8 protein-coding genes are annotated in these 17,336 nt (G+C 45.2%); all 8 read right to left on the bottom strand.

The genetic code is table 11. The features are described 5' to 3' along the window. Positions 1-83: 83 nt before the first annotated feature. The 8 genes from DXD25_RS09600 to DXD25_RS09560 all read right to left on the bottom strand — a co-directional run bounded on the left by DXD25_RS09600 (position 84) and on the right by DXD25_RS09560 (position 17,292). Complete coding sequence (locus DXD25_RS09600) at positions 84-1,886, bottom strand: RagB/SusD family nutrient uptake outer membrane protein (RefSeq protein ID WP_117663279.1); 1,803 nt, start codon at positions 1,884-1,886, stop codon at positions 84-86. Between the two features lie 18 nt (positions 1,887-1,904). Continuing rightward, positions 1,905-4,937: a TonB-dependent receptor gene (locus DXD25_RS09595; RefSeq protein ID WP_117663277.1), complete on the bottom strand. Its 3,033-nt coding sequence runs from the start codon at positions 4,935-4,937 to the stop codon at positions 1,905-1,907. 327 nt (positions 4,938-5,264) lie between these two features. Beyond that, entirely contained in the window at positions 5,265-7,127 is a 1,863-nt protein-coding gene (locus DXD25_RS09590) for a sialate O-acetylesterase (protein WP_117663322.1), read from the bottom strand. A gap of 210 nt (positions 7,128-7,337) precedes the next feature. Further along, positions 7,338-9,560, bottom strand: a complete 2,223-nt coding sequence (locus DXD25_RS09585; RefSeq protein ID WP_233522257.1) for an endo-1,4-beta-xylanase — start codon at positions 9,558-9,560, stop codon at positions 7,338-7,340. Positions 9,561-9,610: 50 nt separating this feature from the next. Continuing rightward, complete coding sequence (locus DXD25_RS09575) at positions 9,611-10,594, bottom strand: DUF5627 domain-containing protein (protein ID WP_158556323.1); 984 nt, start codon at positions 10,592-10,594, stop codon at positions 9,611-9,613. A gap of 31 nt (positions 10,595-10,625) precedes the next feature. Continuing rightward, positions 10,626-12,419 (bottom strand): RagB/SusD family nutrient uptake outer membrane protein, encoded by a 1,794-nt coding sequence (locus DXD25_RS09570; RefSeq protein ID WP_117663273.1) that lies wholly within the window; start codon positions 12,417-12,419, stop codon positions 10,626-10,628. Positions 12,420-12,441: 22 nt separating this feature from the next. Continuing rightward, complete coding sequence (locus DXD25_RS09565) at positions 12,442-15,276, bottom strand: SusC/RagA family TonB-linked outer membrane protein (RefSeq protein ID WP_117663271.1); 2,835 nt, start codon at positions 15,274-15,276, stop codon at positions 12,442-12,444. Positions 15,277-15,330: 54 nt separating this feature from the next. Next, complete coding sequence (locus tag DXD25_RS09560) at positions 15,331-17,292, bottom strand: RagB/SusD family nutrient uptake outer membrane protein (protein WP_117663269.1); 1,962 nt, start codon at positions 17,290-17,292, stop codon at positions 15,331-15,333. Positions 17,293-17,336 lie beyond the last annotated feature (44 nt).

The raw sequence follows: 17,336 nt of genomic DNA, 5'->3' as shown, positions 1-17,336 counted from the left end.
CTTCTTTTCAAAACACCCCCTAATTATCAAACTAACCTATAGCTTATTAACCAAAAGCCTTATATATCGAAACAACTTCATGATTACCAACCAGGATTCTGAACCAAGTTAGGGTTCATGTTCTTCACTGTTTGTGGATAAGGGAAGTAATCATGTTTTCCCTCTTGGTAACCAACAGTGAAACCAGCATCCTTTGCTGCATGAGAAGAAACTGTATAGAAGCGGCTATTTGCCTCTGTGCCATGCTCCCAGTGCAACTTCTCGTCAGAAGGCTGAGGTGCGCGGAACAACTTGTCAAAGAGGTGAGGTACATCAGAACCCGCATTCTTGATGCGATTGATGGCAGTAGCATCCTTCCATCTCTTGATGTCGAACCAACGGCAACCTTCCATCCACAACTCGTATGATTTCTCCTTCTTGAGAACATCCATATCTACTGTGCTACTGATGGTCTTGGAACCTGCACGCTCCTGAATCATATTGATGTACTTCTTGGCCTCACTCGGATCGCCGGTCTGGAGACAAGCCTCAGCATAGTTCAAAAGAACCTCGGCATAACGCATCACGAGATAGTTGTTCAAACGGATGTTATCACCATATTTCTTACCATCAGAGTCAGCTGCACGCATCACAGTCTTAAATGCCAACCAGGTAGAGTTGCCATAGAGTCCCTGTACTTGATCCTTGATGCCCACTTCCTTGCTGGTTTTCTTCTGCTCTGGAGTCATTTTATTTAACTTTTCCTTAGCATATTTCATATTATAAACGGCATCATCAATGTGCTTCAAGGTAGCCTTGAAACGATAAGAATCACCATCATTCTCATGGAACTCATCACCAAACCACTGAGGTACACCTAAGCCACCCCAACCATCGATGCCACTATATACAGACTGAGGAGAAACTACGAAGTTACCAGCACGCCAGTTCATTGCATTAGCCTCCATCCAGCTAGAACGCTGAATCATACCGCCCCATGCACCCTTACCAGCATTGTACTCGAAGTTGATTTCGAAGACCTTCTCCTCGTCGCCATCACCCTCAATATGGAAGTTGTCCATGTACTTGTCGCCTGGAACAAGGGCATACTTGCCAGAGTCAATAACCTTCTTGAGAGCGGTCTTTGCCTGATCATACTTGCCAGCGAAGAGGTAAGCCTTACCAGCCAATGCATTAGCAAAGCCCTTGGTTACCTTTACAGCACCATCCTTGTCATCCTTGCTCTTACGCTCATCAAGATCAGCCGCAGCTGCCTCACACTCAGAAGCCACCCAGTCTATCAACTGTTCATGGGTCATAGGATTCTCTGGGTCCTTGTCGCTATTGAACGGAAGATCTTGAGCTGACAAAGGATGCAAAACAAATGGTGGAGTTCCCCAGAAGTTTGCCAACAAGAAATAGTCGTAAGCACGAAGCACACGAGCCTCAGCCACACAACGCTTCTTGACTGGTGTATCTGGATTAGCAAACTTGTTAATGACCAAGTTGCAAGTATACACAGAAGAATAGAGACCTGAGTACATCAACTTAGGAACCAAGGCATCAGTATCATAGCGGAACTCATTGAGGCAACCAGCGTCCTCATGGTCTCCATAGTTACCACTGGCATAGTAAACGTCATCACCACACATGTTCATAATCAACTTGTGAGGAGTATAGATACCCAAACTTCCCTGGATGTCTGGCTGACGTCCTACTACATTACACATAAAGCCTTCGTATGCTGCCACCAAAGCAGCCTCTGCATCGGCATCAGTCTTATAGAACTGTTCCTCATAAGTAGTACCCTTCTGCTCAATATCGAGCTGACTCTCACAGGAAGTAAAGGATACTGTTCCTGTCAACGCAAGGGCTAATATACTAGAATATAATAAATACTTTTTCATTGCTGTATCATTTAATAATTAGAATGTCACATTGATACCAAATACCATCTTCTTAGAAGTTGGATAAGTACCATTATCAAAACCACGAGACTGAGCACTGTTCATAGAAGCTGTCTCAGGGTCGGCTCCTGGATACTTGGTGATAGTGAAGAAGTCATCCAATGAGCAATATACACGTACACCGTTGATACCAATCTTGCTTGTGATAACACGTGGCAAAGTGTAACCCAACTGAATCTGCTTGATCTTGAAGTAAGAGCCGCTGAACACAGCTGCTGAAGAGCTGAAGAATGTCCAGTCGGTTGCCACCTTCTTCATATCAGGATACTTTGCACCAGTATTGCCCTCTGTCCAAGAATTTTTCCAATATTCATCGATACCATTCAAGAGAGGACGGTCGGCAGATACCATCAAGTTATAAATCTTGTTGCCGGCTGCACCTGTACCAAAGACGGTCAAGTCGAAGCCCTTATACTCTGCATTGAGGGTGATACCATAAGTAAACTTAGGAATACCTACACCCAAATCCTGCTTATCGTTATCAGTTGGAGCGTTGGTGGTGTTACCATCCTTGTCATAATACAAAGCACTACCATCCTCAGCTACACCAGCATACTTATAACCACGGAAGTACCAAATGGAGTGACCTACCTCGAAGGTTGGCTTCAAACGGCTGTTGAATCCATCGATACCTACACCTTCGATACGGCTGATAAATGAAGTAAGATCCTTTACCTCATTCTTCAAGGTAGAACCGTTGAAAGACACAGAGTACTTGAAGTCATTGATATGATCCTTCCAACCTAACTCAAAGTCGAAACCTGTGTTGAGCACCTTACCTGAGTTGACTGTATATTTACTGACACCAATTTCAGGAAGAGGGTTGATTTCTACCAAGAGGTCCTTGGTGTTCTTGCGATACCAGTCGAGGGAGAAGCTCAAGCGGTCGTTCAAGAAACGAGCATCAAGACCCAAGTCCACCTGCTCCGAAGTCTCCCAAGTCAAATCTGGATTTGCCAAACCTGTTGGCTTAGAACCATAAGACAACTTACCGTCACCAATAGATGGATTGTACTGATAGAAGCTCTGGTTGATAGCAATAGGAGAAGCATACTTGTAACCGCTCAATACATTGACGTTACCATTCTTACCCCAAGATCCACGAAGCTTCAAGAAGGAAACAGCATCACGGCTGATATGGTCCTTAAAGAACTTTTCGTTACTAATGCTCCAACCGGCAGAAACAGATGGGAAGTTACCCCAACGAGCATCCTTTGAAAGCTTAGATGAATCGAATGCATCACGACGGAAGTTGAACTGCAAGAAATAACGATTGTCGTAGCTATAAGACAAACGACCGAAGTATGAAAGTTCTGTAGCGTCGTTAGGAGCATTGCCTACACTCTTGGTTGCATCAGCGAGCAAATAGTCGATGTAACGATAGTTAGGAGCATAGTTTGAAAGAATATTCGTACCCTCAGATCCTATGCTAGCGTTGTCCCAATGGTTCTTGGTGAACGACATACCCACCATGGCTCCTACAGTATGCTTGCCAAATGTATTCAAATAGTTTGCAAAGTTCTCCCACTGATAGTAAAGACCATTGTTGGTACGAGCCTCAATCTTGTACTGTGTGGAGTTGGAGAGTGTATTGATGTAATATGGCTGCTCATAGTTGTGGTAGTTGCTCTGCGTGATGCGGTAACCCAAACGAGATGTATAGGTGAATCCCTTGAACGGCTTGATGTTGGCGGCAACGGTACCACGTACATTGATACCCTGGTTGTAAGAGCCCACGCGGTCGCGCTGTGCCAATGGGTTACCAGTAGCATCCTCTACATAGTGGGATGTACCATAGAAATCATTATTATGGGCAGCATCTCTCATCACAGGGGCGCCATTCTGATAAGCGTTATAAACATTGGTTGGCAACTTAGCAGGGTCGCTTACATAGCAAGGAGTCAATGGATCTATAGAAACAACAGAGTTCAACACAGAACGATAACCTTTGTTCACTCCCTTGGTCTTCCACTTCTCGAAAGAGGTGTTTGTCGAGATGTTCAACCACTTATATACATCGTAGTCTGCATTAATCTGACCTGTAAAACGCTTGTAAACATCCTTATCTCCCTTGACGATACCATTGTTATTGAGGATATTCAAGTTGGCAAGGAAACGGCCCTTACCATTGCTAGCCTGGATGGTAAGGCTGTGCTGATGAGCCAAACTATTTTCAAAAGCCTCATCATACCAGTCGGTGTTCTCTCCATTATATCCCTCTGCCTTCAACTTATCATCCGTCAAGTCGCCCAAGTACTTATGGTATGAAATATACTCTGGAGCGTCGAAGAGCTTAGCCTTTCTACCAATAGACTGGATGGTAAACTTGCTGCTATAAGAAATCTCAGCCTTACCGCCATTGGCAGCACCACTCTTGGTAGTGATGATGACGACACCATTACCAGCCTGCGCGCCATAGATGGCAGCAGAAGCGGCATCCTTCAATACCTCCATGCTCTGAATCATAGATGGATCAAGATACTGGATATTGTCCACCTTCAAACCATCAACAATGAGCAATGGACTGATATTTCCACTGTTAGAAGAATAACCACGCACACGGATATCTGCAGCCTCACCTGGACCACCCGAGTTGATGATTTGTACACCGGCAGCCTTACCCTGGAGGGCAGCACCAGCATCTGTTGTTGACAAGCCCTTGATATCATCACTCTTGATAGATGCAACGGCACCAGTCAAGTCGCTCTTCTTCTGCACACCATAACCGATGACTACCACATCATCTATCACCTTGGCATCATCTTTCAGTGAGATGGTAAGCGTCTTGCCAGCCTCAGCCTTGACGGTCTTTGGCTCCATACCTAGATAAGTAATGGTTAATGTTGCGTTTGGCGCAGCATCAATGCTAAACTTACCATCCATATCGGTTACCACACCCTTTTTGCTACCATTTACCTTTACGGTTGCACCAATAACAGGTTCGCCACTTGGATCGGTTACTACTCCTTTTACAATACTCTGAGCCGACATTCCCGCTGGGAATAAACAGAGAAAGGATAGTAAAGCTAACGGCTTTTGAATCTTTCTAAAGTTCCTCATAAGAGAATAGATTAAAATTGTTTATTTTATTAGTTTATGATTGTGTACGTGTTCAGTAAAAACATTCTTTTGCAAAGCACGCTGCAAAATTAATAATTATTTCGTAAAATGACTTTCTTTTATGTTACAATTACTTTGCGAAACATAAAAAAAAACAAAAAGAAACATAAGATATTAGAAATATAACAAAAAGAAATCCCGAAACTGCCAGGCAGTGTCGGGATTTCTTTTATATTATCTTATTGATTTCCTGTCTTGTTACTTGAACAGATGTGGCACAAATTCCTTCAGGCAGCGGCGCCAGGTGAGCCACTCGTGATGAGTACCTGGAGAAACATAGACATCAAGCTTGATGCCCAGGTCCTTCAGTTCCTTCGCCATCTTCTCCGTACCGAAGTTCTCTTCTGAACCGCAGCCCATAAACATATAGTTAATCTGGCTGTTGAACTTATTGGCATCGGCAAACACACCATTGAAGCAAGTCTTTACATCCACGCCAAAAAGCGCACCACTGAATGTGCCAAAGGCTGAGAACTTATCCATATTGTTCAATACGGTATTGAAAGTCTGGCAACCGCCCCACGACAAGCCAGCCATCGCACGATGCTCTCTGTCGGTATAGGTTCGGAACTTCTTATCTACCATCGGAATCAGATCCTTGATAATCACATCATAGAAAGAAGCACCATAGAGCTTGCGCTCCTCATCCACATCCTTGCCAGGACGTGGCACGAAAGGCAGCTTCACATCACCACTCTCCATCACCACAATCATAGGCTCAGCCTTGCCTTCGGCAATGAGATTGTCCATGATGTGCTGCATATAGCCCTGATGGCTCCAGCCCGTCTCGTCCTCGCCCATGCCATGCTGCAGATAGAGCACAGGATAGCGCTTGTTCAGATTGGTTTCATATTCTGCCGGCGTATAAACCATGGCTCTGCGGAATTTACCCTGAGAAGCGGCATAATAGGATACAGAGCGAACCTGACCTTGTGCCACTCCCTGCTGAGGACGATAGTAATTGCCTTCTGTTCCCTCAGGAACCTCCAAGCCACTCGCCTCTCGGCAGCAACCAAAGTAGGTTTCGCTGGCAGGATCTACGACCTGTACGCCATCTACATTCAGGAAATAATAGTGGAAACCCACAACCAGAGGGTCAGATACGCCATACCAGTCGCCATCGAAATCCTTCTTCATCGGATACTTCTTTCCGCAGATATCAAAGATTACCTGCTTTGCCTCTGGTGCATGAAGCTTGACATAAGCACGGCGGTCTTTATCTACACGTGGATATTTGGCATCGGGAATGATACCGAGCAGAGAAAGCATCATGTTGGCATAACGTTTACCCATGGTGCGATAGCTTTCTGCTATGAAATGCAAACCATCACCACGCTGCGGACACCCTTTGGAAGAAATGACATGAGCTGTAGGAATTGTCTTGGCAATATCATCAACAACAGCGATATGCTGCCAGCAACTGCCGCCTTGATCTTTCTGAACGGTCTCACCCACAAGCAAAGGAACATCTTCTGCCTTCAGATTCAAATCTTTCAGAATATCATTATATACGGTCTTTACACGGTTAGGCCAGTTGGCATCTCCATTGTTGTTTTCACCCTGATGCAGAAGGATGCCCTTGATGACACCCTGCTTCTTGGCAATCCTGGCAAGCTCGATGAGTCGGGCATAAGGATTACCATGATACTGGGATGCGAAATTCTTCATCCAGTCTGGCTGCTTCTTCAGGTAAGCCTTATAGGTACGCTTATCGAAGAGGTCAATGCTAGCACCACCCACAGCCACGGTGATGGTTCCCACCTTGATGCTGTCTGGCAGGTTATCCACCATCTTTCTTCCGAAATAATCTACAGGAGTGAGGCCAGTGTCTGGTCGTGCCTGAGGAGGAACGGCAGTATGCCACTGTCCTTTTTTCCATCCAGCTTTTTCATCATCCACGGCATACATAGCCATGAATCTTGGATTCACTCCTGTTCGGTCGATGTCTTCAATGGCGGCATTACCCTCCATGTTCGACTGTCCGAAACAGAGATAAATCTGAAAATTGGGGTCTGGGCTTACACTCCCCCCTTTCCCCCCATTACTAGCCTGTGCTCCCATAGGGAGGCACAGAGTCATGAGAAGAGATGCTATAATTGTTAAACGTCTCATTTGCTAATACAATTGAAATATAAATAGTTGGTCGTGTCTTCACGACACGACCAACCTTAACGACTAACATCATTTCGGTTAATTCTTTATATGATAAAAACCTAAACTAATGTCTTTACAATTTATTCTATATTTGATACTTATGCTAGGAAATATCTTTTACTTAGCATCGTTCCACAACTCTGGAGCACCCAATCCGGCAGCAAAACCAGCGTAAGTATGCTTGCGGTAGTAGTCCTTGTCCCAAAGACCAGTAGGAGCACCAGCACGCCATCCGCTGTTAGCAGGAGAGTCAGTAGGACACCACTGACAGATACCCCACTGCTGAGCCTCAGGGATGATTTCGAAGTACTTCTTGATGACGAACTCATAAAGCTCACGCATCTGCTTGTGCTGCTCCTCAGTCATATCGTTGGTGTTTACACTCTTGTCTGTTTCATCCACATAATTCATATCCAACTCAGAGATACGAACCAACTTGCCAGACTCAGCCATCAACTTCAACATGTTGACAATAGCATTCTTCTTTGACTCCTGCGTCTGAGGATTACCATAGCAAGAGATGTGCATCTGGCTACCGATACCATCAATCTTGGTAACACCATCAGCCTCCCAATCCTTGATCCACTGAATCAAGCTTTTGAGCTTGCCATTGTTATCCCAATCGCTCTCCAAGTTATAGTCATTGATGAAGAGTTTGAGATCCTCAGGGTTACCATTGTGAGCGGCAAAGCCTTCACGAGCAGCCTTTACTGCTGTGCGAACATAGTCGAGGTCGCCGAGGTAATCCTGCCAGTAGAAGCTGTTAGGAATATCAGCTTCTAGGGCTGTACCACGAGTTGCAGACTGAAGATCATACTTACCGTCACCGTCAGTATCAGCACCAGAGAGAGCCTCGTTGACAACATCCCAAGCCCTTACCTTGCCTTCTGTTGCTTCCATCATACCAGCAATCCACTTGTCCAAGGCAGTAGTCAGAACTTTCTTCTTTTCCTTGTCAGACAATGGAATGCCACTACCAATCTTCTCACACTTGAAGGTAGGACCCTGCCAGTTGTTGCCCCAACCTGCGGTAGCATTCTGGGCGAAGTCACCATTTTCTACAAGATTGTCCTCAGTGCCTTCTTTAACGAGAGTAATATCATCCATGCTTACGCTCTCGCCATTCTTCAACATACCGAAGCAGAACTGCAACAAATCATGAGTAAACTGAGCCTCAAACTCCCATTTAAGAGTTGTCCATTTGGTAGAGATGTCTTTGTCCTCACAATACTGGACATCATTACTGCCACCCCACTGGTTCTTGTTAGGGCTGGCGTTCCAGATAGGCCAGAAAGCAAACTTGGTCTTAGAAGTAGACTTCACCTTCATGGTCAACACATACTTAGCACCCTGCACCAAAGGCTTAGCCAGTTTGTAAGTAGCCTGATGATCCCAAAGGTTGGCACCATCCTTAGTAGTAGTATACTTGATGCAGAAATTACCACCAGCACTTTCTCCAGAACCTTGCTTGATAGCATAAGCAGGACCCTGCCAGTTGTTGCCCCAAGCAGAGATGTCATCTGTAGCGAAATCACCGTTGGCTACCAAATTAGCATCAGAACCATCCTTAACAAGTTTGATATCATCAAAATCAATTGTGCCACCCAACTTACCGAAGCAGAACTGCAACATATCATGGGTAAACTTTGCATCAAACTTCCAAGTAAGAGTAGACCATTCAGTAGTGGCTTTTAGAGCCTCGCAATACTGAACGTCATTACTACCACCCCACTGGTTCTTGTTAGGACTGGCATTCCAAATAGGCCAGAATGCGAGGTCGCAATCAGCAGAAGCCTTCACTTTCATAGTAAGCGTATAACTAGCTCCCTTTTCCAATGGTTCAGAAAGTTTAAAGTTGGCTTGGTTATCCCACAAATTGGCTCCAGCTGCTGCCGTTGTGTAGCGAATATACTTGTTATCACCACCAGGAACCTCTGGAGCAGGTCTATCTGCGATCAAACCATTCAGATACTTCAAAGGCTGTTGTGAATGCCATGCCAAAGTATGTCCATACACGGAGAGACCTGCATCAGTGGCATTATTCACGTATGTGCTGACTTTTTCGAAATCCATGCTTCCATCATCTGCCACACAAGAAGCCATTTTCATGGCATTGCCTGCCACGGTCTCATTGAAGTTGCTATTGGTCAAGGCATATACCAACTCCTGCTTGTTGTATTCATCCACAGAAGTTCCGATACCCAGATGGAAGTTTGGCTTGTCAGCAATGTAATCCTTGAGAGCATCATACTTTTCCAAATAGCCATATTCAGCCAACTTATCAGGACGCACAGTCTCGAAGTTCTGGTCGAAGTGGTCTGCACATGAGGCCAATAACATGGCCCCAAATGCAGATACTATGATTTGTTTTTTCATAACTTATACGATAATTAATTATTATAGGTAAATGAGAACTCCTCCTTGGTTACTCCACTACGCCACCAAACGAGTTTCTCGTTGAGATTCTTCTTTACGCCACCGGCGAAAGTAATCTCAGCATTCAGCTCCATCAAGTCACGATTCTTGTTGTTCCAAGACAACAAAGCATCGTCAGCCCAAGAACCAGTACCTGTTGCAGTAACACCATCTGTCAATGAAGTGATGGTACACTTCTCATTGGCATCGAATGTAAGCAAGAGGTCAGCCTTCAAGATTTTGTCACCTTCCTGGAACTCTACAGAATAAACAGAGCTGTTCAAGCTGCGAGTGGTAATCTGAACTTGTGAAGCCTTCTCGATATTGTCAGTGCTTGTATTATGATTGGTCAACCACCAACCACAATACTTGTTCTGGAACTTCACACAATACATCACGTAATCCTGAGGAGCCTTCTCCCAAACAGAAGTATTGGTACGAGAGCCTGTTCTACCTTCCTTCAAAATACCAGTAGCGATTCTATCGAAACCAGTCTGATTCTGCATGACCAAAGGAATCACGTATGTATTCTTGACAGCTTCAGGATCATTGAAGAAAGCATCAGTGAGCTGTACCTCTGTACCACCCTGCATACCACCATTGAAATTGAATGTTGTGGTAGCGAGCTGATAATACTCAGCAGGCATTGCCTTCACTGGAGTGCCATCGGCAAATGTCAAGTGATCACACAAGCTGTTGTCAACGGCAACATTAACCGCAGCTTTTCTGCCATTGTATGAGCCACCGAAGGTTGCCAAGATTTTGCACTTGTGCGCCTTGTCCAATGTTGTATCGTACTCATCATCACCCAGCACGATAGTTCTTACTGGTGACTGATAAGCAAAGTAAGCTGTAGTTCCGCCCTCGTAATCATCGAAAGACTGGTCTCCATTCTCACATGCGGTGAAAGAAGCCATCAGTCCCAAGAGGACAGCTACCATTTTGATATAACGTTTCATAATCATTAGTCGTTTTTATATTAGTCGTTTATTATTTCCAACCCTCGTTCTGCTTGAGATTGCTATACTTCAAAATCTCAGAGTAAGGAATTGGACCATAGTTCATATAGTCGTCATACTTACGCACCTCTGCATCGAAGGTCTTATAGACGAAGGCACCAGTTGCCTCGTCTGTTGTGATGTTGATACCCTTGGCAGCCTCATTGAGATTAGCCTTCCAGCGACGCAAGTCCCAGAAGCGATGGTTCTCGAAGCAGAGTTCCAGGCGACGCTCATTGCGAATCAACTCGCGCATCTTCTCCTTGCTCTGTGCGCACTCTTCCAAGTATGGGTCTTCACCAAACTCACCAATGCCTGCACGCTCACGGATAGCCTTGATGACATCGTAAGCAGAATAGTTGGCTCCACCTACATTAGCCTTTGGACCCTGAGCCTCATTAGCAGCCTCAGCATAGTCAAGAAGAATCTCGGTAGAACGAATGCGAGCGTTCAAGTGCTTCTGCTTGGTGGTTGAGTTAGGGTTGAGGTTGATGTCTGAGCGGAGCAACTTACGGAGATAGTAACCCGTCTTGGTTGACTTACCATTCTCCTTGTTCAGACCATCAGTGGTCTTAGAGTCAGCTGCTGAGTTAACCACACCATCAGTAGAACCCATCTTATCGCCATTTACCAGGATGTAAGCCTTCAAACGAGGGTCACGGTTGGCGAATGGATCATTGGCATTATACTCAGAGTTGGCATCAGAGATAGGATAACCATTAGCCATAGGGAAAGCATCCACCAAGTTCTGGGTTGGGTTGATACGACCCTTACCATAGAGAGAAGGAGGATAGTTGTCGCCTTCCAATGAGTTGTTCTCGTCAATGGCACCACGCCAAATAATCTCCTTAGGATTATCTGTAGTAGCACCCAACTTATCGATTACGCTCTTATTGTTGAACCACTTCCATCCATCAGGGTCACAAGCTGTCAAGCCACCAAACTTCTTCAAACAGTCAGCAGCAAGCTTGGCTGCATCCTCGTATGTGAAAGTCCCAGCAGAAGCGTAGGCTGGAGAAGCAGCCATGATGGCAACCTGAGCCTTGAAGGCAGAGATGATTCTGCCATCAATCTTACCACGATGGATAGAACCAAAGGCACGGTTATACTCTGCATTAGAAGCACCTTCCTGTGCATACTTGGCAGGAACCTTGTCCTCATCCACATCACCATACTGCTCTGGGAGATACTTCAAAGCCTCGTCAAAGTCGGAAATAATCTGGTCGATGCACTCCTTGAAGGTATTACGAGGCAGATTGAAATCAGATGAAGAAGTCTCTGATGCGAGATGGAGAGGCACACCCATCAACTGTCCATCTACCATTCCGGCATGTGCACGGAGCAGGTAGAAGAGGTGCAAGCCACGCAGTGCATAGGCATTGCCCTTATAGTTGTCGGCATACATCTTATTGAGCACCTTACTAGAGTAAGACCACTCCACCTTATCACAGTTCTCCAACATCAAGTTACAGTACTGGATAGCGTGATAACGACCATCCCACTGTGATACAGGGTTCATATTTGCAGCCCAAGAACCTGTAGCCATCTTTTTGTAGTTATCAGAGTTGTCGTTGGTGACAGCATCATCGGTAGCCACATCGGTAGATGGAGTAGTGCTATATGGCAAAGCCAAGTAAGCATTGTCAAGAATGCCACGAGCAAACTGTGGATCCTTGTACATCTGGCTGATATCTTGGTTATTTTCCAAGGCAGGTTCAAACAAGTCATCACAAGATGTGAGTGAGATTGCGACTGCACTTATCAATAATAATCTTGATAATTTCATAATTTTATTCTTTTTATAAATCTTAGAATGATACCTTAGCACCGATGCTATAGAAGCGATTCAAAGGTGCTGCACCTTTATTGTTAACATTCATCTCCAGTATCTTGCGCTCCTTGGCGATGGTCAGCAAGCTGTTACCATTTACAAAGAGTTGGAGACCACGAACGAAGCTCTTCATGAACATTGACTTAGGGAAGTCGTATGTAAGCTGTACCTTCTGCAGGTCGAAGCGGTCTGTAGAGTACATCCAGAAGTCTGATGTCTGGTAGTTGTTTGTACCAGCCTCTGTTGTCAGACGTGGATAGGTAGCAGTAGCTGCTGTCTCTGGAGTCCATCTGCCACGCATTTCTGCTGTGTACTTAGCGTCACCGCCCACCCAGTAGTAGGTAGAGTTCTTCACTGCCTTGGCACCGAAGTTGCCTGTACCGAGCAAGAAGAGCGTGAAGTTCTTGTACTTCAATGTTACGTTGATACCGAGTGTGGTAGGAGTACCATACCAGCCTCCCTTGCCCAAGTAAACTTGGTCCTTGCTATCGATAACGTTATCACCATTCTGGTCCTTGTACTTCAAGTCACCAGGACGGATGGTACCACCGATAATCTGCTTAGGAGAATTTGCGATATCGTCATCATCCTTGAAGAAGCCTTCGCACTCATAACCCCAGATGGCATCCAGAGGTTGTCCCTGACGATACTGATAAGCATCAGCATACTGGGAGTCATCACGCTTGGTTGCCTTGGTGGTGTAGTAAGTCAAGTTAGCACCGACACCAACACCAAACTCGCCAATCTGCTTCTTGTAGTTCACACCCAAGTCAAAACCTGTACGCTTATCCTCATTGTAGTTGATATATGGTACGAATGAAGACTCTGGATAGTAGCTAAACATATAGCTAGGCATCTGGTTGCGAGCCTGGATGATACCATTGGTCAACTTAGAGAGGAAGTAAGATGCATCAAAACTCAAAGACTTATCGAGCACCTCTGCATGCAGATTGACCGAGAATTCCTTGCGATGCAAGTAGTTGAAGTCATCATTTCCACCTCGCTTAGCCTGAACTGCTGGATGGCCAGAACCACCATTCCAGTCCCACCAGCCACCATTCTGATAGGTGCCCAAGTACATGTAGTAATTATCAATACCCAGGTCGGTCTTCATATCGGTGTAGCTTGCGCTGAGTGTCAAGTCATCGAAGAAAGAATTCTCCATGAACTTCTCCTTAGACAAGCGCCAACCCAATGTAGCGGATGGAGACAAGCCCAAACGCTTGGCAGAAGGCAACTTGGCTGACCATGGTGTAGCCAACGCAAAGTCGGCATAGTACTTATGGTCGAAGTTGTAAGAGAGCTGCAAGCCCATGTTGGCATTGCTGGTCTTATGATACTCACCCGACTTAGTCTGCTGATAACCATTAGCCACCAACATAGCACTTACATTGTGCACATCATTGAAGGTGCGGTCGTAATCGAAGTGAGCATTGAAAGCGATAGTCTGATTATCGGCAGAGCCAGAGATGTTCTGCACACCCGACTTTTTATCCACTGTACCATTGTTGTTAAGACCTACGATAACATCCTTGCCATTATAGTTAGCCCATGTTGGCTGGAAGGTAGCGTAAGTATTATTAAATGATGTGGTATAGAGCGTAGCATAGTCGATAGCCACCATGGTGTGGAAGCTCAAGCCCTTGAGTACAGATGAGAGGTCGAAATTAAGACCTGCATCAAACTGGAACTGACGGCTATGATATACATTGGTACCAGAAGCATAGATATCACCAAAGACATTGCTCTGATCCAAGTTGGATCCACCCAAGAAATACTTGCCATCGATGATGTTGTTGGTTGCACCAATCATGGTCAAGGCATTCTTCGCATTAGGGTCAATCATGTCAATCGGAATCAGCGGAGCCACACGGTTAGGACGGAAGGTACGAGCCAACTCCCAATACTTATAACTATTGTTGGCAGACTTAGAGCTATAATAGGTAGCATTGGCATTGACGTATGCACTGATGGTTTTGCTCAACTCGATGTCCACGTTACCTCTCACGTTAAAGCGATCGGTAAAGTCTTTCTTAGCCTCACCAAAGTTCAAGTTGTCGCCTGCACGGTTATAACTGATATTGGCATAGAAGCGCGCACGCTGGTTACCACCTTCTATCTCTGCAGACACCTCAGAGCGATTGAAAGCCTTCTTGATATAATCAGAAGAATAGAAATCTACGCTTGGGTAGCGATAAGGGTTCTGACCAGAAGCATAATTATAGATGCTCTCTGGGCTGTATGGCAAGTTGTTTGGATTACCTCCATCGTTGAGGAAAGCCTCGTTGTAAAGGCTCATGTACTCGGCAGAACCGAGATACTCAGGATAAGCCTTAGCCACATTCCAACCCGTATTGGCATTCACCTTTACCTTCAAGCCATCGCTTACTCGACCACGCTTGGTGGTAATCATGATTACACCATTGGCAGCACGGCTGCCATAAAGCACAGAAGCCTGTGCACCCTTGAGGAAAGAGATGCTCTCTATCTCGGCAGGGGTTACGTTGCTTGCCTCACGTGGCACACCATCAATGAGGACAAGTGCGTTAGAATATCCCCACATGCCGTTGCCATTGTAACCTGACACATAGCCTTGCATATTGTCAAGGCTATAGGTATTATAGTTTTTCTCTGTCAATTCTCTGACATCGACGGTGCTGACACCACCGAGCACGTCACTCTTCTGAGCCTTCTTAAAGGCTACGTTGACCATTGCGCTGTCAGCAGTCTCCTGTGCAGTTGCTGGCAACTGGGCAAGTAGAGCCGTCACTACTGTCAAGGCAGAGTATATTGTTTTCTTATTACTTTTCATATATGATATGATTATTTCGAAGTTTATGTTTTAGAAAAACACTAAGCTGACGAATTACCATCCTGGATTCTGTCCGAACTCTGGATACAAGTAGACATCGTCTTCCTTGAGTGGCAAGAGATAGTGCTTCTCTGTGAAATCACGAGTTACGATGGTCTTCTCACTCCATCCTGTTACCTCAGCGTCACGTGGGTCGTTCTTGGTGAAGTCATAATCGCCTACACGCTTAAACTCCTGTGAAGTCTTGATGTTGTAAGGATATTCGGTAAGGAGCAACCAACGCTGCAAGTCGTTCCAACGGAAGCCCTCGAAAGCCAGCTCAACGGCACGCTCACGACGAACCTCGTCCATAAACTTATGCTGATCAGCAGCAAATTTAGCAGCCACATGACCTGCCTCTACACGATCACGAAGTACATTGATGGCATCTTCTGCAGTCAGATTACATTTGCTGCTCTTATAGGTTGCACCCTGAGCGGCTGCACCAGCCTCAGCATACATCAAGTAGATGTCGGCAAGACGCATATAAGGCAAATCGCACTGCAAAGCACCACCCCAGTTGTACATACCATCATATTTGTTAGCCTGATGAGGAACCAACTTCTGGCAGTAATAACCAGTACGGCAACCATTATCAGAAGAACTGCGCAAATTACTGCCAGAATACATCTGAACATACTTAAACTGATAATCAGGATGATCCTTGGCAATCGTTGTATTGATGTATTGGAATCCATCAAACACGATGTCGTGATAGAAACGTGGATCACGATTCTTGAACGGATGCTTTGGATCGAAACCAGACTCTGGGTCATCCAAAGGAAGACCATTTGCCATACCATAATAATTAACATAGTTGGCGGTAGGCTGATGAATCAAAGCATCATGCTCCACAATACCATTCATCTTGATACCCCAAAGCTTGGTAAAGTTCCAGTTAGAACCATTCGCACCAATATAAGGAGCACGCAGGATGGCCTCGGTAGAACCAGGCTGTTTCCAACCCTGGCCTGTTGTACGGAAGATGTCAGAGAAGTTGGAAGAAGAACCATCGGCAGCCTCATGATCATAAATATTAGAATATTTATACTCAGCCAAAGCATAAGGAGTCTTTCCTGAGTTTACCTCAGAAAGAGCCTCACCCAAAGCATCGGCAGCCTGAGCAGCCAACTCTACATTATACTTATAGGTATCGCCATTCTTAGAAGCACCTAACTCTGCACCAATGTTATTCAATGGAGAAGCAGCCCAAAGAAGCACCTTGCCCATATAGCCTAAGGCACAAACCTTGGTGATGCGAAGGTCGTTTTTGCCTAATGTTTTCTTACCAGTTGTGGTCTTATCCCAATCGTTTGGCAGAAGATCGGCTGCAGCTCTAAAGTCTTCAGCACATCTCTTAGCACACTCTTGGAAAGAGAGACGAGGCAATGTCAATGTCTGGCTACCATCCAATACGGTATCTACGTATGGCATACCACCAAAGAATTCCATCATCTCCTCATGCCACCAAGCACGGAAGAAGAGCAATTGACCCTTGATGATGTTCTTCTCTTCCTGTGTACAGTCTGTCATCTTGTCCAGATTCGCAAGACCTAGATTACACTTACGAATGCAATACCAAGAATGCTCCAAAGAATGTGCAAACTTGTTGGTAGAAGTTGGGTCTAGAAAGCTACCTGGATCACCACTCTTTGGTCGGAACAAGAAACTCTGGTTATTGGTGTACCAGTTACGATAGTCTCCCAAATCAAAATGGGCTGTTACATGGCTATCACCCTTACCTGTATTCATAATTTCATCTTCACCCCAGTTAAAAGTAGTACACCATCCGTTTGACTCCTTGTTAGGGATACAGTTGTACATTTCCTCTACATAACCCTGAAAATTGGTGAAGTTCTTGAACGCCTGGTCAGCACTCACGGTAGAATCAGGGCTCTTGTCCAAATAGTCTGTACAAGAAGCGAATCCACAAGTAAGACTCAGCGCACAAAAAAGTTTTACTATATTTTGTTTCATTTTATTTACAATACTCTGTTAATTCTTATGTAATCGATTGAAAA

Source organism: Prevotella sp. TF12-30 (genome assembly GCF_003436715.1).
Lineage (GTDB): Bacteria > Bacteroidota > Bacteroidia > Bacteroidales > Bacteroidaceae > Prevotella > Prevotella copri_A.
The sequence above is the reverse complement of the archived record's forward strand: the minus strand, read 5'-3'. Positions and strand labels throughout refer to the sequence as shown.